Origin of the sequence: Fructilactobacillus fructivorans, from assembly GCF_001434095.1 — a bacterium.
Lineage (GTDB): Bacteria > Bacillota > Bacilli > Lactobacillales > Lactobacillaceae > Fructilactobacillus > Fructilactobacillus fructivorans.
In genome coordinates, this window is the sequence record NZ_AZDS01000004.1 from 15,111 (window position 1) to 35,002 (window position 19,892).

At 41.2% G+C, this 19,892-nt stretch carries 20 protein-coding genes; 6 read left to right on the plus strand and 14 right to left on the minus strand.

Going from position 1 to position 19,892, the window contains the following annotated elements; genetic code table 11:
- Nucleotides 1-25: 25 nt before the first annotated feature.
- Entirely contained in the window at nt 26-979 is a 954-nt protein-coding gene (locus FC73_RS04625; protein WP_010022833.1) for an L-lactate dehydrogenase, read from the plus strand.
- A gap of 101 nt (nt 980-1,080) precedes the next feature.
- Entirely contained in the window at nt 1,081-1,752 is a 672-nt protein-coding gene (gene cbpA, locus FC73_RS04630; RefSeq protein ID WP_010022834.1) for a cyclic di-AMP binding protein CbpA, read from the plus strand.
- Nucleotides 1,753-1,804: 52 nt separating this feature from the next.
- Here cbpA and FC73_RS04635 read toward each other — a convergent pair whose 3' ends face one another.
- The 6 genes from FC73_RS04635 to FC73_RS04660 all read right to left on the minus strand — a co-directional run bounded on the left by FC73_RS04635 (nt 1,805) and on the right by FC73_RS04660 (nt 7,660).
- Nucleotides 1,805-2,176, minus strand: coding sequence for a type II toxin-antitoxin system PemK/MazF family toxin (locus FC73_RS04635; protein WP_010022835.1), 372 nt, complete (start codon nt 2,174-2,176; stop codon nt 1,805-1,807).
- A gap of 26 nt (nt 2,177-2,202) precedes the next feature.
- Nucleotides 2,203-2,466: a hypothetical protein gene (locus tag FC73_RS04640; protein ID WP_010022838.1), complete on the minus strand. Its 264-nt coding sequence runs from the start codon at nt 2,464-2,466 to the stop codon at nt 2,203-2,205.
- A gap of 24 nt (nt 2,467-2,490) precedes the next feature.
- Nucleotides 2,491-3,633 carry an alanine racemase gene (gene alr, locus FC73_RS04645; RefSeq protein ID WP_010022839.1) on the minus strand — a complete coding sequence of 381 codons (1,143 nt, stop codon included), beginning with the start codon at nt 3,631-3,633 and terminating at the stop codon, nt 2,491-2,493.
- A gap of 112 nt (nt 3,634-3,745) precedes the next feature.
- Entirely contained in the window at nt 3,746-5,236 is a 1,491-nt protein-coding gene (gene cshA / locus FC73_RS04650) for a degradosome RNA helicase CshA (RefSeq protein ID WP_010022841.1), read from the minus strand.
- Between the two features lie 179 nt (nt 5,237-5,415).
- The gene (locus FC73_RS04655; RefSeq protein ID WP_010022842.1) at nt 5,416-6,792 is read right to left on the minus strand and encodes a UDP-N-acetylmuramoyl-tripeptide--D-alanyl-D-alanine ligase; all 1,377 of its coding nucleotides are present in this window, start codon (nt 6,790-6,792) and stop codon (nt 5,416-5,418) included.
- Nucleotides 6,793-6,871: 79 nt separating this feature from the next.
- The gene (locus FC73_RS04660) at nt 6,872-7,660 is read right to left on the minus strand and encodes a hypothetical protein (RefSeq protein ID WP_010022843.1); all 789 of its coding nucleotides are present in this window, start codon (nt 7,658-7,660) and stop codon (nt 6,872-6,874) included.
- A gap of 169 nt (nt 7,661-7,829) precedes the next feature.
- Here FC73_RS04660 and FC73_RS04665 point away from each other — a divergent pair, with 169 nt between their 5' ends.
- Both FC73_RS04665 and FC73_RS04670 read left to right on the plus strand, forming a co-directional pair.
- On the plus strand, nt 7,830-8,339 hold the full coding sequence (locus FC73_RS04665; protein WP_010022844.1) for a low molecular weight protein-tyrosine-phosphatase: 510 nt from the start codon (nt 7,830-7,832) through the stop codon (nt 8,337-8,339).
- Nucleotides 8,326-9,561 carry a multidrug efflux MFS transporter gene (locus FC73_RS04670; RefSeq protein ID WP_010022845.1) on the plus strand — a complete coding sequence of 412 codons (1,236 nt, stop codon included), beginning with the start codon at nt 8,326-8,328 and terminating at the stop codon, nt 9,559-9,561. The genes FC73_RS04665 and FC73_RS04670 overlap by 14 nt, the downstream gene beginning before the upstream one ends.
- Before the next feature lie 52 nt (nt 9,562-9,613).
- Here the strand turns inward: FC73_RS04670 and FC73_RS04675 are convergent, their stop codons facing one another.
- From FC73_RS04675 to FC73_RS04695, 5 genes are all read right to left on the minus strand, one after another.
- The gene (locus FC73_RS04675) at nt 9,614-9,865 is read right to left on the minus strand and encodes a type B 50S ribosomal protein L31 (protein WP_010022846.1); all 252 of its coding nucleotides are present in this window, start codon (nt 9,863-9,865) and stop codon (nt 9,614-9,616) included.
- 106 nt (nt 9,866-9,971) lie between these two features.
- Nucleotides 9,972-11,246 (minus strand): UDP-N-acetylglucosamine 1-carboxyvinyltransferase, encoded by a 1,275-nt coding sequence (locus FC73_RS04680; protein ID WP_010022847.1) that lies wholly within the window; start codon nt 11,244-11,246, stop codon nt 9,972-9,974.
- 113 nt (nt 11,247-11,359) lie between these two features.
- Nucleotides 11,360-12,979: a CTP synthase gene (locus FC73_RS04685; protein WP_010022849.1), complete on the minus strand. Its 1,620-nt coding sequence runs from the start codon at nt 12,977-12,979 to the stop codon at nt 11,360-11,362.
- A 146-nt stretch (nt 12,980-13,125) separates the two neighbouring features.
- Nucleotides 13,126-13,704: a DNA-directed RNA polymerase subunit delta gene (gene rpoE, locus FC73_RS04690; RefSeq protein ID WP_029327199.1), complete on the minus strand. Its 579-nt coding sequence runs from the start codon at nt 13,702-13,704 to the stop codon at nt 13,126-13,128.
- Nucleotides 13,705-13,749: 45 nt separating this feature from the next.
- On the minus strand, nt 13,750-14,184 hold the full coding sequence (locus FC73_RS04695; protein WP_010022851.1) for a YwiB family protein: 435 nt from the start codon (nt 14,182-14,184) through the stop codon (nt 13,750-13,752).
- Between the two features lie 127 nt (nt 14,185-14,311).
- On the opposite strand from FC73_RS04695, the gene FC73_RS04700 reads away from it, so the two are divergent.
- Together FC73_RS04700 and yidA are read left to right on the plus strand one after the other, a co-directional pair.
- Nucleotides 14,312-15,664: an HD domain-containing protein gene (locus tag FC73_RS04700; protein ID WP_010022852.1), complete on the plus strand. Its 1,353-nt coding sequence runs from the start codon at nt 14,312-14,314 to the stop codon at nt 15,662-15,664.
- 1 nt (nt 15,665) lies between these two features.
- Nucleotides 15,666-16,475: a sugar-phosphatase gene (gene yidA / locus FC73_RS04705; RefSeq protein WP_010022853.1), complete on the plus strand. Its 810-nt coding sequence runs from the start codon at nt 15,666-15,668 to the stop codon at nt 16,473-16,475.
- Nucleotides 16,476-16,539: 64 nt separating this feature from the next.
- Here yidA and FC73_RS04710 read toward each other — a convergent pair whose 3' ends face one another.
- The 3 genes from FC73_RS04710 to purR all read right to left on the minus strand — a co-directional run bounded on the left by FC73_RS04710 (nt 16,540) and on the right by purR (nt 19,844).
- Nucleotides 16,540-17,532: a ribose-phosphate diphosphokinase gene (locus FC73_RS04710; RefSeq protein WP_010022854.1), complete on the minus strand. Its 993-nt coding sequence runs from the start codon at nt 17,530-17,532 to the stop codon at nt 16,540-16,542.
- Between the two features lie 81 nt (nt 17,533-17,613).
- On the minus strand, nt 17,614-18,993 hold the full coding sequence (gene glmU, locus FC73_RS04715) for a bifunctional UDP-N-acetylglucosamine diphosphorylase/glucosamine-1-phosphate N-acetyltransferase GlmU (protein WP_056936295.1): 1,380 nt from the start codon (nt 18,991-18,993) through the stop codon (nt 17,614-17,616).
- A gap of 23 nt (nt 18,994-19,016) precedes the next feature.
- The gene (gene purR, locus FC73_RS04720) at nt 19,017-19,844 is read right to left on the minus strand and encodes a pur operon repressor (protein WP_010022855.1); all 828 of its coding nucleotides are present in this window, start codon (nt 19,842-19,844) and stop codon (nt 19,017-19,019) included.
- Between the last annotated feature and the right edge of the window lie 48 nt (nt 19,845-19,892).

The window sequence follows — 19,892 nt, forward strand, 5'->3', positions numbered from 1 at the left end:
ACTAATTTCAAGAGGGAGAAATATTATGGCTGAAAAACATGAAAAAGTTGTTTTAGTCGGTGATGGTGCCGTTGGTTCATCATATGCATTCGCAATGATGCAACAAGGTATCGCCGAAGAATTTGTAGTTGTTGATATTGACAAGAACCGAACTGAAGGAGACGCATTGGATCTTGAAGATGCCCAACCTTTCACTTCTCCAAAGAAGATTTACTCTGGTGACTACAGCGACTGTAAAGACGCTGACTTAGTGGTTATCACTGCTGGTGCACCACAAAAGCCTGGTGAAACTAGACTTGACCTTGTTAACAAGAACTTAAAAATCTTGACTACCATCGTTAAGCCAGTGGTTGATTCTGGTTTTGATGGAATTTTCTTAGTTGCTGCCAACCCAGTTGACATTTTGACTTACGCAACCCAAAAGATTTCTGGTTTCCCTAGAAACAAGGTCTTTGGTTCAGGTACTTCACTTGATACCTCACGTTTCCAAGTTGCCGTTGGTAAGAAACTAAACGTTAACCCTCAAAGCATCAATGCTTACGTAATGGGTGAACATGGTGACTCTGAATTTGCTGACATCGACGAAGCTTCAATCGGAAATGTTCCGTTGGTTGAATTCGCTAAGAAAAATGGTGTCACCAAAGACGACCTATTGAAGATGGAAGACGAAACCAGAAACAAGGCTTACGAAATCATTAACAAGAAGGGTGCTACTTTCTACGGAGTTGGAACTGCTTTGATGAGGATCTCAAAAGCCATCTTAAGAGATGAAAACACCGTCCTTCCAATTGGTGCTCCAGTTGATGGACAATACGGTTTATCCGACATTTATATCGGTACTCCAGCCATCGTCAATGCTTCCGGAGTTGCTAAGGTTCTTGAAGTTCCTCTAAGTGATGACGAAAAAGATAAGATGAGCGCTTCTGCTAAGACACTTAAAGAAACAATTGATAAGGGTATGAAGACGATCGATCTTTAAAATTTAATTTTAAAAAGCAGACATTTATGTCTGTTTTTTTATGCTCTCAGTTATTTTGTGTTAGTATTAATTAAATATTACTTACGTGAGGAGCCTTAGCCATGATTTTGCAATCTTTAGTTAAACCTAAGAGCGACTTGATCACTGTGGACGAAAACACTGATCTTGACACTGCATTGAAATTAATGGAAAAGAACCATTTTCGTTGTATCCCCGTCTTAGATGCCACTCACAAGGCATTTAAGGGAAATATTTATCGAATGCACATCTACAAACATGAAGCTGACGGCGGCAAGATGTCCGACTCGGTGATGACGCTAATTCGGAACGAAACCAAGTTCGTTAACCTGAATTCCGCCTTTTTTAAGGTCTTCTTTACGATTAAAGATCTCCCGTACATTGCCATTTTAGACGAGTTCAATGATTTCTACGGAATCTTAACCCACACCAAACTGATGGAAAGCTTATCTCAGTCTTGGAACGTAAAGTTTGGAAGCTACGTAATCTCTGTAATTTCACCTGGTGAACGAGGTGATTTAGAAGAGATGGCCCACATTATTACTAGGTACACCGCCATTTCCAGTGTTATCAGTCTGGATTCAGTAGATCGAACCGGCAAAACAATTTATCGGACCATGTTTACCCTTCCTTCTAAAGTTACCAAGGAACGTTTAAACCGGATCATTGCCGCCCTTGAGCGCAAGGGCTTTAAGGTTCCCGAAGTAGAAGATTTAAAACAGGAGTCCAAAGAAACCCCAATCGAAGAAAATTAGATATAAAAAGGAACGTGGAATAATTCCACGTTCCTTTTTATATTATGTATCATCAGACTTCGTGTGTGCTCTGGCTGAGTCCCAGACTTAGGCTGAGACCAGCATCAACTTTTCTCATGATATCTTTACTTAAATGGGTGACATGATCTTTAAGACGCTGCTTATCAATTGTCCTAATTTGTTCTAACAGAATCACCGAACTCTTCTCAATTCCGGCGTTCTGAGGTGTAATGCCCACGTGCGTAGGCATCTTGGGCTTTGTAATTCGAGCTGTAATAGCAGCCACAATCACAGTGGGACTATAGTGATTTCCCACGTTATTTTGCACTACCAACACAGGGCGCATCCCACCTTGTTCAGAACCAACGACTGGAGATAAGTCTGCATAGAAAATATCGCCACGTTTAATCTCAACGTTTTCCATAGACTATTCCTTCCGCATAAATAAACTTACAGTCGTGACTTTTCGTTCTCATAGTCATCGAATAACCGCTTAGATACTTCATCTTCGCACGGAGAATACTCATCGACGATTAGCGAATTTAAGTTGGCCATAACTGAGTAGCCATAAATCAAAGAATTAATTAGAGGGTCTTTATCAAACGAGTCACAACTCATGGCAATCTTGTGGTTGTCAAAAGAAAGTCCTAGTTTGGTAGAATATTCTTCATTTTTCTGGATCCAGATAGGATTAATCACGTATTTGTATATCATGGAGATACTCCCTCTTACAAATATTTACTTCAGATGATCACTTGACCGATAAACACGTGGTAAACGGCTAGAATACCCACATGCAATCTCATAATGAATGGTATGACAATAGTCAGCAACGTCCTGTAAAGTAATGGTATGATCGTGATCGGTTCCAACCAAGGTAACCTTAGTTCCGATCGGCATCTTGTAAGGTAACCTAACCATTAGTTGATCCATACATACTCTACCAACGATGGGACAATACTGACCATCCACAAGAACTGAAAATCCCTGCATCGAGCGGCGAACACCGTCCGCATAGCCAACAGGAACCGTTCCAATCCACTCCCTTGAATCGGATGTATAAGTTGCCCCGTATCCAATTGAACGACCGCTCTGAACCTCCTTCACGTAAATTAATTCGCTCGTAAAGCTCATGGCAGGTTCCAATTTAAATGGCGACGCAATCGCAACCCCAGACGGATTTAAACCATAGCCAGCCACTCCAAAACGGACCATGTTTCCCCCCGCTGCCTTGTGCCACATACTAGTGGCCGAGTTAGCCACATGAACATAGCGCGGTTTCTCAGGAATTGCAGTCATTAATTCATTAAAATTGTCTAACTGATACTGAAAGTAATCATCATCAGTGCTATCTGCAGTGGAAAAATGAGTAAAAACTCCCTCAAAATCAATATACTCGCTAGTTCGCTTCAACTCAACTATTGCATCTTTAACTTCAGAAACGGTTTGCAGTCCGATTCGTCCCATCCCCGTATCTAGAGCTAAATGCACCCTAATCTTGTTTTTAAGTCCCAACTTTTGGGCTAATTCAGCTGCCTGCTTGATCCAATCGACTGAACTAACCGTGACTGAAACGTTGTACTTCGAGATTAATGGGACGTTGCTCAAATCAGAAAGCCCTAAAACGAGAATCGGCTCTGAAACAAAGCCCGCTTCTCTAAGCTGAATGGCCTCATCCAAGATTGCAACACAAAAGCCAGTCGCTCCAGCTGCCTTAGCAATTCCGGCAACCTGAACCGCTCCATGGCCGTAAGCATTGGCTTTAACGACCATAAATAAATCCGACTTCGAGTCTAAACGTTTCCGCTCTTCACTAATATTATGAAAAATAGCATCTTCGTCAATCACTAGTTGTGCATTTCGGTTTTTTCCCACTGCCATAACGTCTACTTCCTTGAATAAAGTACTATCTAATTATTCTTTGATGATTATTATAGCACTTAACAAATTAATTTTCTAAACAAAAAGAGAACCACTCGTGGTTCTCTTTTTTCTACTTATTCTTAATGACGAAACCCTTTGATTTACCGTGATTTCCACCGTTACGTCCTCGTGAATCATGACGTCTAGAGTCATGTCCACCACGACGATTACCAAATCGTTTGTGACTGTTACGATCATTACGTTTCCCGTGATAACCACCACTACGGTGTCCGCCGAATCCACCATGATTCTTGAGTGGTTTTTCAGCAGTAATATGAACCTTAACTTGATCTCTTGTCATGTCATTTAACAATGCCGATACTAAATCAACACTGTCATACTTTTCAAGTAACTTTTTAGCAACTCGTTCAAACTTGGCTGTATCAGTCTTTTGAACCAGTTTCTCAATATCATTTTCTGCAAACTTTAACTGTCCAGCAAGTGCTTCATCCTCTGAAGGTGGCTTCAAAGGTAACATTCTCACCTTGGTCAACTTTTCAATCCCACGAAGGTAACTCATTTCGTTAGGGGTTACAAAAGTAACGGAAGTACCATGATGACCGGCACGACCAGTTCGTCCAATTCGATGGACATAACTTTCAGGATCCTGAGGAATATCAAAGTTATAAACGTAAGTTACTCCTGAAACATCAATTCCTCTAGCAGCAACATCGGTTGCAACTAAGTAATTGATTTTGTCGTTTTTGAACTCATTCATAATTTGAGTACGACGCTTCTGAGTTAAATCACCATGAAGGCCGGCAGCACGATATCCTCGTGCAATTAGTCCCTTAGAAACTTCATCAACCCGACGCTTAGTTCGACAAAAAACGATGGTAACTTTGGGAGTTTGAACGTCAAACAAACGTGTCATCGTATCAAACTTCTCATTGTCCTTTACTTTAACGTAGTACTGATCAACTAAATCAGTGGTTAACTCCTTGGACTTAACGGTAATCTGCTTTGGATCCCTCATGAACTGAACCCCAACTCGCTTAATGGGAGCTGGCATCGTTGCTGAGAAAAGCAAAGTTTGTCGATCACTTGGAATGTTCTTGATGATACTCTCGATATCATCTAAGAAACCCATGTTAAGCATTTCATCCGCTTCATCCAAAACAAGGTACTTAACGTGACCAAGCTTTAAAGTACGACGATTAATGTGATCAAGAATCCGTCCTGGAGTTCCTACCACAATCTGTGGTGTCTTCTTCAAATCTCTAATCTGTTGACGGATGTCAGAACCACCATAAACAACCTGAACTCGAGCTCCTTCAACCCCACCGAGTCGTTGCATCTCTTTTTGGGTCTGAATTGCTAGTTCTCTAGTTGGTGAAATGACAAGGGCCTGAACGTCTGGATTGTTCAGATCGATCTCTTGTAGAATTGGAAGGGCAAACGCAGCCGTTTTCCCGGTTCCAGTTTGAGCCTGTCCAATCACATCCTGACCCTTAAGCAATAATGGAATTGTTTGGGCTTGGATTGGAGTGGGTTCATCAAAGCCTGATTTCTCAATGGCTTTTAGTAGACTATCTGATAGTCCTAAATCTTTAAACTTCAAATGTGTTCCTCCTATTGAAACAACAACTGTGGATTCAATAATTTGCTTGAGAAAAATCCGTTTCCCGTAGTGCGCAAGTCATCTGATCCACACTTATTTCTAAATACTTCAGCGATTACGTGTCTAAAATATATTACACCATTTAACCGAATTTCACAAATCAAAACCGCTAAGCAAAACTATTCTAATGCTTTTAAAACTTGTTCTAAGTGAATCCCATGACTCCCTTTGAGCAAGACCTCATCACCAGTAGATAACTGGGAGTCTAAGTCTTTAGCTAGTTGATCCAGTTGATCGGTTGCGTAATAATGAAGGTTATTTTGATTTGGATATTTTTTTTGTAACATTTTATATAATGACTTCATCAGCGGTCCAACCAAATAAACTTGCTGAATCAATTGGGGATTAATGGCATCTGAAATTTCCTCATGCATTTCTTGAGCATGATCGCCTAATTCGAGCATGTCACCCAAAACGGCAACTCGTTTTCCATCCAAATGAGTATCCTGAAAGGCCTTTAGCACCGCCTTTAAAGCGGATGGGTTCGAATTATAAACGTCGCTTAAGATCATCTCACCGTTTGCACCTTTAACCCATTCCGTTCGATTGTTAGTAAAATTCGTATGATCTAACGCTCCACGCATGTTGGCTGGTAAAATCTCAGCTAACTCACCGACTTCAATCGCAGCTAGGGCATTATTAACATTGTAATCACCAATTAACGGAATGGTGAACTTCATGTTGCCAAGTTTGTTGGTCTTAAACGTGGTCTCGTGATCACCATCAAACACGTCCTTTGGATAAATATCATTAGTATCTTTTCTTCCAAAGGTTAATTTTTCAACATCGAGTGCCTTAGCGCGTTCATTTAATAATGGTTCATCCCCATCATAGACAAACACCCCGTCAGGTCTTAAACCATGGGTGATTTCCATCTTAGCGTCCGCAATCTTATCACGGGTACCAAAGAACTCAATGTGGGCCTCTCCAATCATCGTAATGACGGCGATATCAGGCTTAACCAATTTACTCAAGAAGTCGAGCTGACCCGGTCTATCCATCCCCATTTCAACCACCAAATATTCAGTGTTCGATTCCATGGAAAGAATGGTGATGGGAACCCCAATCTCATTATTAAAGTTCGCATGCGTTTTACATACATTAAACTGGGTGGCAAGAATGGAAGCAATCATATCCTTAGTGGTAGTTTTACCGTTACTTCCCGTAATGGCGACCACCTTCGGATTAATCTTATTTAAATAATGACTACTCAAGTCTTGAAGAACTTTCAAAGTGTCATCAACTAAGATAACTGGGAATCCCTTTGGCGCGTCCTCACTTCTACTCTTATTCCAAAAGGTTGCACTGGCGCCGTTTTCAATGGCACTTGCAATGAAGTCATGACCATCATGTTTCCCCGTAAGTGGCACAAACAGGTCGTTTGGCTTCAGCTTCCGACTATCAAACGAAACGCCCGTCACATCCACATTTTCATATTTTTTTGAATTCAAGTCGCCGTTGACGGCTTTGGCAATCTCTAAAAGGTTCATTTTCATAACAAAACTCCTATTAATTCGATCTAAATGCATTTAAAGTATATCAGAAAAGGTCCAGCAAAAAAGCGATTCGGTTCGCTTAAACCAAATCGTTTAATTCTCCCTCATCATCAACATCCTTGCGCAATTCCCACGTCTGAGTGGAAATATCATACGTGATCTGGCCAACTTTCTCAGTTCCGGCACGTAGCTGGGCCTCAGAGTTCCAGATCACCCGTGGCGACTGCTTTCGATGCCTCATTAAGGGAATTTCCAGTTTCGGCTTTTCTATTTCTACCATATCACAAGGAATGATCACCCCGGTAATACCTAATTTTAATAACTTCGTTAGTGTCTGGAGATCCACGTCCTTAAAGGGGATTGACTTCACAAACACTCGTCTCTTGTTCCATTGTTCTTTTAAGTGACGTTTTAGACAAACGGCTAAAATTTGATTAATTTCATTGAAGCGACGGAGATAAACCTTAGTAAAACCAGTTGAATCACTCAAGAAAACAAATTGATTATTAATCTTAGCTGAAAACGGGCTGATTCCAGTCATGGGCATTCCCATGTGACTCAAATACAACAAATCAGCAATCTCGTCTTCACTTAAAGAATCCAGATCTTCTTTACTTTTAAAATCAACCCACTTTTTCGTACTGGTTCGATTATCAATCATGTATTCTCTAATCTCATTTTCCCCAGCAATTATGTCAAACTTAGTCGACATATTAAAATCATTTGCGTTTTGGTAGTCATCATTCAATAAAATAATGTTTTGTGGTTCATTTTTAATTCCATTTAAAAAATCCGAGGGAAGAATGCCCCAGCTGCAAGCAAAATTCTTAACTGGATTAACTTGGAAATACACTGTATTAGTTAACATATTCTTCTACTCCAATACTTTTATACTCCCTTCATTGTAAACGAGACTTTTAACAACCATTTCCAACTCGTGATCCTTTCCTACGTTATAATTTGCGTTCTTTTTTATACATATAAAATCCGATTACTGTTAATATGGTAGTAATGATTTAATTTTGGGAGAGTGGATTATGAAAAAAACAAATGTTTTATTTGTCTGCCTAGGGAATATTTGTCGATCTCCCATGGCAGAAGCAATGTTTAAAAAAATGCTTACAAATGAAGGGCTTTCCGACAACTATTCGGTGAGCTCAGCTGCCACTGAAAATGATGAGGCAGGCAGCCGTCCTCATCCTGGTGCTCAAAAAACCATGGACGCCCATCATTTAGATTATCGTGGCAAGCGATCACATCCGATCACTGCAACTGACATCCAAAATGCTGACTATATTATTACCATGGATGATTATAATATCAGTGATCTTAAGGAAATGATCCCTCAAGACCAATGGGATAAACTTCATTTATGCATGGACATTGTCCCCGGCAAAAAAGGGGTCAACATCGTTGATCCTTGGTATACGCATCGATTTGAGGATACCTACCAAATGCTGGATCAAGCTTTGCCGCTGTGGCTAAAGTACATGCAAGACCATCATAACAGCAAACGGGAAGGAAGCGCATCATTTGACTCAGAATAAAAATCAAATATCTGATCCGGTCCCACCAGAGATCTGGCACAAAAACTTAGTAGCCCTGTGGTTTGGGATGTTTATGAACGGATTGGGTTTCAGTGAAGTCATGCCCTTTCTGTCCTTATTCATCGCCACTCTAGGTCACTATAGTTCTAGTCAATTAAGTATCTATAGTGGACTGGCCTTTTCGGCCTCTTTCATCGTTACTGCTGTGGTATCCCCAATCTGGGGATCACTTGCTGATCGATACGGAAGAAAAGTCATGCTTTTGCGGGCCTCCCTTGGAATGGCAGTCTGTTTGATCTTAATGGGATTTGTGACAGCCGTTTGGCAATTAATTGCTCTACGTTTCATTCAAGGAATTTTTTCTGGTTACATGAGTAATGCCAATGCCCTTCTGGCTACCCAGGTTCCAAAGCGAGAAAGCGGCAAGGCCCTTGGAATCTTGACGACTGGGAACGTTTCTGGAACACTATTTGGTCCGTTCATTGGTGGAATCTTAGCGTCCGTGTTCTCATATCGACTAACTTTCTTTATTACCGGTGGGCTACTTATTTCCGTGTTCTTTGTCACTTTATTCTTCGTAAAAGAACACTTCACCCCCGTTGCCAAAGAGGATAACCTCTCAACCAAGCAGGTCATTTCTGAACTTTCTAACGTTAAGTTAATCTTCGGAATGTTTCTAACCACCCTTATCATTCAGGCCTCAAACTTTTCCATCTCGCCAATTCTATCCCTCTATGTCAAAGAAATTATGCACAACAGTCCCCAAGTTACCTTTTACAGTGGAATTGTTGCCGCGGTTCCGGGGATAGCCACACTGTTTGCGGCACCTAAACTAGGTGCACTAGGAGACAAGATTGGGACCTCCAAAATCATGTTGGGTGGTTTCATCTTCGCCATGTTAGTTTACATCCCAATGGCGTTCGTCACGAACGTTTGGGAACTAATGGGATTGCGGTTCCTAATCGGAATTTCGAATGCATGTATGCTACCAGCCGTTCAAACCATTCTGGCTAAGAACACTCCATCCAACGTTACTGGTCGGATATTCAGCTGGAATCAATCCATGCAGGCGGCCGGAAACTGTATTGGGCCCATCATCGGTTCAATTGTTTCTTCGTTATTTGATTACTCAAGTGTCTTCATTTCAACGGCACTTCTAGTACTCATCAACTTTCTACTGGTACTCAATGAAACCAGAAATGAACAAAGATCCGTTAATTAAATTTAATCACAAAAAAAGAGCCAACCTAAAGTTGACTCTTTTTTGTTTATTATTATTTGTTGGCAAGACCATATTTCTTGTTGAAACGATCGACCGCACCATCTGCTTGGTTGAACTTTTGTCTACCAGTGTAGAATGGATGTGAATCAGATGAAATTTCAACACGAATTAGTGGGTAAGTGTTGCCATCGTCCATTTTGATGGTTTCATCAGAGGTTGCAGTTGAACCAGTAATGAACTTAAATCCAGTACTTGAATCTTGAAATACAACTTGGTGAAAATCTGGATGAATTCCTTTTTTCATAATATCTCGCTCCTTTTGCCCTAAACAACGTTCAGAGATTGATTATCGAATTATATCAACTATAATAGCTTAACATTATTTTTTGACACACGCAATGGTACCTAAACTAGTCATCTTGATCGATCATTTGAACGTTGGCATGTAGGTTAGTTAATTTATTCGTAATATTGTCATAGCCACGAAGAATATTATCAGCATTCTCAATCGTGGTCTGTCCCTGCGCCATCAGTCCAGCGATGACTAGGGAGGCACCTGCTCGAATTTCTCCGGCTTGAACCGTCGTTCCGTGAAGATTGTCACTCTTACTGATGATAATTGAATTATCAGTGGGGTTAACCCGAATATTAGCACCCATCTTTTGCAGCTGAGCAATGTGATTTTGTCGCTCGGGATAGATGGTGTCATGAATCACACTATCATCATCCGCCTTAAACAACATCGGGGTAATTGGTTGTTGCAGATCCGTTGCAAATCCAGGAAACGGAGCCGTTTTAACTTCAATCCCATTTAATTTTCCAGTCTTCGGAACATAAATGCTGTCTTCTCCGATCTCTAACTGAACCCCAGCCTCAATCAGCTTAGCGGTATAAGCCTGCAAATGTTCGGGAATCACGTTCTTTACGTTGATGCCCTTACCAATGGCTGCCGCTAACGTCAAATAGGTTCCAGCTTCAATCCGATCTGGAATAATCGTATGAGTGGCCTTCGCTTGCAAATGGTTAACTCCCTGGATTCGGATCACATCCGTTCCAGCACCACGAATCTTAGCTCCCATACTATTCAAAAATGATGCAATATCAATAATCTCAGGTTCTTTAGCAGCATTACTAATCGTGGTGACACCATCAGCCTTGACGGCAGCCAAAATAGTATTAATGGTTGCTCCCACGGAAACCATGTCAAAGAAGATTGAAGCTCCATGGAGTCCATGCTCGGTCGCATTAATGTCAACCGAATCATCACTCTCACTAACTTCAGCTCCTAGGGCTTTAAAAGCCCGAATGTGTTGGTCAATTGGTCGTGGCCCAATGTTGTCTCCCCCTGGAAAACTGATCGTAGCACGATGAAACTTTCCAAGGAGTGCCCCCATAAAGTAGTATGAGGCGCGTAAGCTTTTAATTGCTTTACCGGGGAGTTCACCCTCGAGTATGTTAGTTGGATCAATATTTAAGACACCATCCGAAAAGTCGGATGTTACGTTCATTGATTGGAGAATTAGCATGAGATTATGCACATCCAGGATATCAGGAACCATATCAAGTTCCACTGGACTATCCGCTAAAATGGCAGCCGGAATTAAAGCAACCGTGCTGTTTTTTGCTCCACCAACGGTGACGTCACCATATAGAGGATGTCCTCCTGATATTTTTAATATCGTCATAATTTGGTAATCCTCACTTATATCATATCTTTCAGTAATAATCATAGGAAAATTTGCACCAAAACACAATACAAAATGAGAAATTATTTTCTTAAGATTATTAGAAAGACCAATTATTTTTTGTGGTTATGCTTGTGTTCTTTGTCAGAAGCAGCCACAAACGCCTTGAATAAGCCTTCCGGACGATCCGGACGTGACAGGAATTCTGGGTGATACTGAGCGGCCACGAAGAATTTCTTGTGAGGAACTTCGACCACTTCTACCAAATGATCATCTGGTGAGGTTCCAGAAACAACTAAACCAGCATCTTCAAGGTCTTTGCGAAACTTATTGTTGAACTCATAACGATGACGGTGTCGTTCCGAAATTTCCTTCTTGTTATCGTAAGCACTAGCAGCCTTGGTACCCGGTTTTAACTTGGTTGGGTAAGCACCTAATCGTTGAGTACCACCAGCGTCAGTGACGTCATTTTGATCGGCCATCAGATCAATCACGTTGTGTTTGGTCTGTGGGTCAAATTCAGTCGAGTTCGCATCCTTGTAACCCACTACATCTCTAGCGTATTCGATGGTAGCAATTTGCATACCAAGACAAACACCTAGGTAAGGAACATCCTTTTCTCTGGCGTATCGAACGGCTTGAATCATTCCTTCAACCCCACGATTACCAAAGCCTCCGGGAACCAAGATACCATCCATTCCCTTCAACTTCTTTGCCACATTGTCTTTATCAATCGTACCAGCGTCAATCATGTGAATATTAACCTTATCATCAGCAGCGTATCCAGCATGCTTCAAAGCTTCGTTCACTGAAAGATAAGCATCATTTAGATCAACGTATTTTCCAACAATGGCAATGTTGACCTCACCCTTCAAGTTGCGGATGTGTTTCTCCATCTTCTTCCAGTCTTTCATGTCAGCCTCAGGAGCCTTCACATTAAAGTGTTTTAGGATTTCATCATCCATATCCTGTTTCTGAAAGCTAAGGGGAATCTGGTACAAGTTTGGAGCGTCAATTGATTCAATGATGTCCTTAACCGGAACGTCACAGAACATCGCGATCTTTTTCTTCATCTCATCACTAACTGGTTTTTCTGCCCGAAGAACCAACATATCGGGTTGAATTCCAATGCTTCGTAACTCTTTAACACTGTGTTGGGTTGGTTTTGTCTTCATTTCTTTGGCAGCATGCAGATATGGAACCAGGGTTACGTGAATGTAAAAGGTGTTGTCGTCCCCAACTTCATGTTTCATCTGACGAATGGCCTCAAGGAATGGAAGTGATTCAATATCACCAACCGTTCCCCCAATTTCAGAAATGACAATGTCGGCATCCGTACTCTTAGCGGCACTCATAATTTTCTGTTTGATCATACCGGTGATGTGAGGAATTACCTGCACGGTCCGACCGAGGTAGTCACCATGACGTTCCTTTCTTAGAACTTCTTCATAAATCTTACCAGTTGTAAAATTAGAATACTTGTTTAAATTATTATCAATAAAACGTTCGTAATGACCCAAATCAAGATCGGTTTCAGCACCATCATCGGTAACAAAGACTTCCCCGTGTTGATAAGGATTCATTGTTCCCGGGTCAATATTAATATATGGATCAAATTTTTGAATGGTGACATTAAAGCCACGATTTTTCAGTAATCTTCCGATTGAAGCAGAAACAATTCCCTTTCCTAAGGAAGAAACTACTCCACCGGTTACAAAAATATACTTAGTCATGCTCAAACTCCTCCATAAAATTTTGGTTATAACATAAAAAAAGCTCCCCATTCACTGAATAGGGAGCCATTACTTATTCGAAATACTTCACATGTCTGTAAAGTGCCCAAATAGAATACTAAGGGATTTTACAAAATTAGTCAAGTCTAATTCTTGTCGTCATCATCGTTATCTTTATCATCATGATCGTCTGGATCCACTTCCGAAAGATCGCCTTCAACACCGTCATCATCATCGATGGCGTCATCGTCAGTATCAGGATTTTCTTCATCCAGATCCTTGTGATATTTGTCTTTGTCATCATCAGAACTGTCTTCAAAATCGTCCTGATCTTCTGGATCATCGTTGTCATAATCAATTACATCATCGTCGTCAGCAGCATCAGCCATAAAGGCGTTAACTTTACGATGCTTCTTTGGGGTATTGTTATTATCTTCTTCGCCCTCGTTGATGGTTGCTTCATTAATTGATTCGTATGGGTACCAAGTTCGAAGACCCCAGACGTTATTGCCAAGGGAAATAAAGCTCCCATCGACATTAAGATCTGTATAGAATTGAGGTAAACGATCACGAATTACTTGGTTACTATCCCCCAAGTATTTTTGTACTTCGTTGGTTAAATCAACGAATGACATGGTTTTACCGGCGTCAGCTAAAATTGCATGAGCCACTTCAACCATTGATAATTCGCTTTTGTCTTGCTTGTCTAATTCTTTAAGTTCCAATTCGACCACGCCTTTCTAGATTCCTAACAGACTAATAATACTAGTTTAACATTTAAATTGCAATTTGACTCGGTAGTCACCAACCTTTTGTCCATTGGTATACAATTCATAATTAATCTCGATTATTTCAAGCCCCGTTTGCGCGTCTTTAGATTGTTTAATGCTCGTGGTGTGGGCTCCAATTTTGAGATTTCCATATGGGGTCCGATACAAGTCTTCAATGGTTTCATTGGGTTTAAAATGAAGTTCAAGGTGATTATCCCCAGCACGAGTCAACCGAATCGAATCCTTACCAATTCGGTATGTCACTGGAACGTCGGGCTGACCAGTTACGTGTTCCACGTAACGCAAATAACGGTTGCCATTAATCGTAACTAGCTGACCGTTTTCTTCAAAGTGATGACGTTCGACGTTGCCATCTTGATTGATCTCGGTTGAAATCTCAACTTGCACTTTTTTGGTTTTTTCGTTTTCTGTCAAAATACCACCTCACCAATTCAATGTTACGCCGTTAACGATGTAAATGCACTAACTTTGAGTTTGTCATGACGTTTATTTTTATTTCCGCTATAATGGAGAAAAGCTAGTAATGAGTGGAGGTCTTTTATTGAGGTATTACAGTCAGCCATTAAAATATGACAAGGTTTTTCGTGATCCAGTTCTGGGTCACATCTACGTTGAGAATCAGGTCATCTTAGATCTAATCAATACACCTGAGTTTCAACGTTTAAGACGAATCAAACAATTAGGAACAACTTCATTGACCTTTCATGGGGCAGAGCACACCCGCTTTAGTCACTCTTTAGGAGTCTATGAAATTACCCGCCGAATTTGCGATAATTTTCAAAGAAATTATCCGACTAAAGAAGCTGGCGACGGACTGTGGGATGATTCAGAACGAATCGTGGCCTTATGTGCCGCCTTGCTGCACGATGTAGGTCACGGAGCTTACTCACACACGTTTGAACACATCTTTCACACTAATCATGAACAAATCACCCAGCAGATCATCACGTCTAAAGAAACAGAAATTAACCACGTTCTAAGTCAGGTTGGTCCCGATTTTCCGGAACGGGTTGCTAGTGTCATTAATAAAACGTACGACAATCCCCAAGTGGTTCAAATGATTTCAAGCCAGGTTGACGCAGATCGCATGGATTACTTACTGAGTGATTCGTACTACACCGGAGCGCAGTACGGTAAGTTTGATCTGGATCGTATCCTTCAGGTCATGCGACCCTATTCGGGTGGAATCTGCTTTAGAGCGAGCGGCCTGCATGCCATTGAATACTACATTGTTTGTCGTTTTCAAATGTATCAACAGGTCTACTTTCATCCCGTATCCCGTTCGATGGAAGTCATTTTAAGTCATCTATTGATGCGTGCCAAAGAATTAGCTCTAAAGCCTAACAGTAATTTTAAGCCTAGCCTCCTCATGCCAATCTTTGAAAATCATTATTCGCTTGATGATTACCTCCAGATTGACGACGGGGTCTTAAACACTTATTTCATTATGTGGCGCCGTTCAGAAGATCCCATCCTATCCGATCTAGCTAAACGCTTTTTGAATCGTCACCCCTTCAAATCGGCGAAGTATGACGATCAAACGGAGTTCTTAATTCCTAAACTACAGGAAATCATCGAAAAAGCTGGCTTTAATCCTAAGTATTACACAGCAACTGACAACAGTTTTGATCAACCATACGACGTCTACGATCCGAAAAGTAAACATCAGAACGCTCAGATTGAACTGATGGAAAATGACGGCAACCTCGTGGAGCTTTCCCAGGCTAGTGACTTAGTAAAAGCCATTACGGGAAAACTCATTGGGGATAAGCGCTTTTTCTTTCCCAGAGAAATGCTTAAACCAACCAAGAACGTTGAACTTTTTCAACCTCTATACGATGAATTTCAAAAATACATTGATAATGATAACCTTATAATTCCAAAGGAGAACTAACATGGACATTAAATTAATTGCTATCGACATTGATGGCACCCTCTTAAACGAAAAAAATCAGTTAGCCCCAGCTACGATTGAAGCAATTACTGAAGCCCGTCAGAGGGGCATTAAAGTGGCCCTATGTACTGGTCGTCCCATTACAGGTGTGAAACCCTACCTGAACAAACTAGGAATCGATGGGAACGACGAATATGCCATTACCTACAATGGAGCCCTCGTTGAAACGGTTGACGGAAAAGTTTTAAGTAAAGAAACGGTCAAATATGATGATTTCTTGGAAATTGAAATGATGTCCAGAGAAATGGGCGTTCATTTCCAAATCGAAACGGTTGATTCTATCACGACCACAGACCGTGATATCAGTCCCTTCTCCGTTGAAGAAAGTCATTTAGTGTCAATGCCAATTAAGTATCGGACACCGGGTGAAATCACTCGTGACGTTAACATCTACAAGCTAATGTACGTGGATTATCCTGATAAAATTACTAAAGCGAAGGGAAATCTTCCCAAGTCTATCTACGAACGCATGAGTGTTGTACAAAGTTCTCCCGTCTTCCTTGAATTTATGAATTCTAATTCAAGTAAGGGAAACGCACTGAAGGCTCTCTCAGAACAACTCGGTTTAAAGCCTGATAACGTCATGGCAATCGGTGATCAAGGAAACGACCTTTCCATGATCAAGTTTGCTGGCCTCGGCGTCTCAATGGGAAACGGAATTGAGGAAATTAAAAAGAACGCCCAATTTGTTACCAAGCCTAATTCAGAAGACGGAGTAGCGTATGCCATTAACAAGTACGTGAACCAATAGTTAGAGCATAAAAAATAATCTTAGCTTATGAGAAACTTCAAAAGCTAAGATTATTTTTTTATTGCTATTTTTTCTCGTCATCCTTACCATAGTCAAATCGATGACTAAACAATGGACTAACGGGACGATTTTCATTAATTCTGGTAATCGCATCCCCAATCAGTGGTGCCACCGAAATCTGCTTAATCTTATCAATCTTCTTGTAGTCTGGTAACTGAATTGAATCAGTAACAACTAGTTTCTTGATTGGTGAAGCCTCAATTCTTTCGGTCGCAGGTCCTGAGAGGACGGGATGAGTACAACATGCGTACACTTCAGAAGCACCGGCATCCATCAATGCTTGGGCCCCTTTTGTGATGGTTCCAGCAGTATCAATCATATCGTCAATCATGATACAACGTTTACCCTTTACGTCACCAATGATGTTCATAATCTGAGCAACGTTGGCTTTAGGACGACGCTTATCGATAATTGCAATTGGTGCCTTCAAGAACTCAGCCATGGCACGAGCTCGACTCACACCACCGTGATCAGGTGATACCACAACCGCATCCTTTGCAAGACCATTCTTAATGAAGTAGTCCGCAAGTAAAGGAGCACCCATCAAGTGATCAACGGGAACATCGAAGAACCCTTGAATCTGAGCCGCGTGCAAGTCAAGTGCAACAAGGCGGGTAATGCCGTCTTTTTCAAGCATATCAGCCACTAACTTAGCGGTAATTGGCTCACGACTTCGTGCCTTACGGTCTTGTCTAGCATAACCATAGTACGGAATAACAACGTTAATGGTCTTAGCACTTGCTCGTCTTAGAGCATCGATCATAATTAATAATTCCATTAAGTTATCGTTAACGGGATCAGAAGTTGATTGGATAATATAAACGTTATCGCCACGAATGCTTTCCTCAATGTTAATTTGGATTTCACCATCACTAAAACGACTAACGGAAGCTTTCCCTAGTGGAACTCCTACTCGTTTAGCAATCTTTTCCGCAAGCGGACGATTTGAATTTAAAGAGAAAATTTTCAATTTTGGATCAGCATACTTTTCAGCCATTATAACCCCCACATTTTCTTACCTACCTAATCAGTTTCCATTATATTATTTTAATAAAATAATTTCACTATTTAGCTCAAATTAATTGGCACCTTTAAAGGGAAGTTTTTTATAGTAACCCGGCTTGTTAGTCTGGCGTTCTCTAGCAATTCCCATGTCGTATTGGTTCATATCATCAGTAATGGTAGAACCAGCGGCAATAAAAGTATGATCAGCAATGTGGACGGGCGCAATGAGGTTTGAATTGCTGCCAATGAACGAATCGTCACCTACCGTGGAAGTGTGTTTATGAGCACCATCGTAGTTGGCAAAGATTACCCCACATCCAATGTTAATGTGCTTGCCAAGTTTAGCATTGCCAACGTATGTCAGATGGCCCATCTTAGTTCCCTCACCAATGGTGGCACTTTTAACCTCACAGAAATTCCCAATATGGACATTTTTACCAATCTCAGCACCTGGGCGAAGATGACTGTTCGGTCCAATGTCTGAACCCGGCATCATTTCAGCGTCCTCAATTACCGAAGAAAAGACATGAACATTGTCATGAATCTTACTTCCTGAAATCTTGGAATGGGCACCAATGACACAATTACTGCCAATCTCGGTTCCATTCTGCAGCTGAACGCCTGGTTCAATGATGGTATCCTGACCAATCTTGATGCCACTATCAATGTAAGTAGCATCGGGGTTAACAATGGTAACCCCGTTTTTCATGTGATAGCGGTTGATGCGATCCTGCATAATGTGAGTTGCTCGAGCTTGAGCTATCCGATCGTTAACTCCCATCGATTCATTGAAGTTAGCCATTTTGTAAGCCGCAATCGTCCGTCCTTCATTCTTTAAAACTTCAATGGCATCGGTTAAGTAGTACTCACCCTGGGCGTTATCGTTGTTAATCTTGTGGAGTGCCTCAAACAAGGCTTGATTATCAAAGACGTAAACGCCCGTGTTGATCTCATGAATGCCTTGCTCTTCAGAAGTGGCATCCTTTTGTTCCACGATCTTTTCAACAATTCCCAGGTTATTGCGCACAATTCTTCCATAACCGGTGGGATCCGGAGCTTGAGACGTCAAAATTGTTGCTGTGGCTTTTTTTTGTTCGTGGTATTCAAACAATTGTTTCAAAGTAGCCGCCGTAAATAGTGGAGTATCACCACTAATAACGAGGGTCTCGCCATCCGAGTCCTTTAAAAGTCCCTCGGCACGAGCAACAGCGTCTCCCGTTCCCAGCTGTTGATCCTGAACAACGTACTCACAACGATTACCAAGTTCATTTTCAACGTCCTCAGCACCATAGCCAACAATCGTAATGATGTTATCCATATCGAGTTGAGAAACCTGCGTTAACACATGGTCAACCATGGACTTTCCACAGATTCGGTGGAGAACCTTGTATAATTTGGATTTCATGCGGGTACCCTTACCCGCGGCTAGAATAATTGTATTTTTTGAGCTCATTTTTGTTCCCCTTGTAATTAATTTTAATTGGTACTCCCAAAAATCTTTTGGGCATAATTGCCGGGTTTAATCTCAATCTGGTCATCTTTAATATCCATCTTCAATAAAGAGGTAAAGTCAGTGACCCTTCTGTGACCAGGATCGTCGGTTTCAACGAAGACCGTACTCCCCACGAGATGACAGTCAAATTCATCAATCAAAGAGGTCAAGCCGGAAATTGTACCGCCTCCACGCAAAAAGTCGTCAACGATCAAAACGTTTGAACCCGGTTGAAGGCTCCGTTTTGAGATGGTCATTCTTTTGACTTCTTGACTGGATGCTGAAACATAGTTAACACTGACGGTTGATCCTTCCGTAATTTGAGAATCATGTCTGGCAATTACTAGTGGCACATTTAAATACGTGGCAGAAGCTTCGGCGACGGGAATTCCTCTCGTAGCAACCGTTAGTACCGCGTCAACTTTTTGAAACAGGTATTGGGTAGCAATGATTCTCCCAATCGTCTTCAACTTCTCTGGTTGTCCTAAAATGTCTGACATGTAAACATAGCCACCCGGAAGGTAGCGATCGTTGTCATTTAAGGTGTCAGAAACTTCACCAATAAACTGATCAGCGGCTTCTTTTAAAATGTACGGTGTAAATTTAGCACCACCGGAAGCGCCAGGAACAGTTTCAACCAAACCAATTCCACGTTGTTGAAATGCTTGCTTCACGATTCCGAGATCTTCACTGATGGAAGACTTAGCGGAATTATATCGCTTAGCGAAAAAAGTTAATGGTACTAATGTATGAGGACGGTTTAATAGATAGTTCGTCATGTCTACTAATCGTTCACTTCTTTTAAATTTCATGCTTTCACCTCGTCATAAATTGGCACACAAGGAAATTTTAGCATAAAT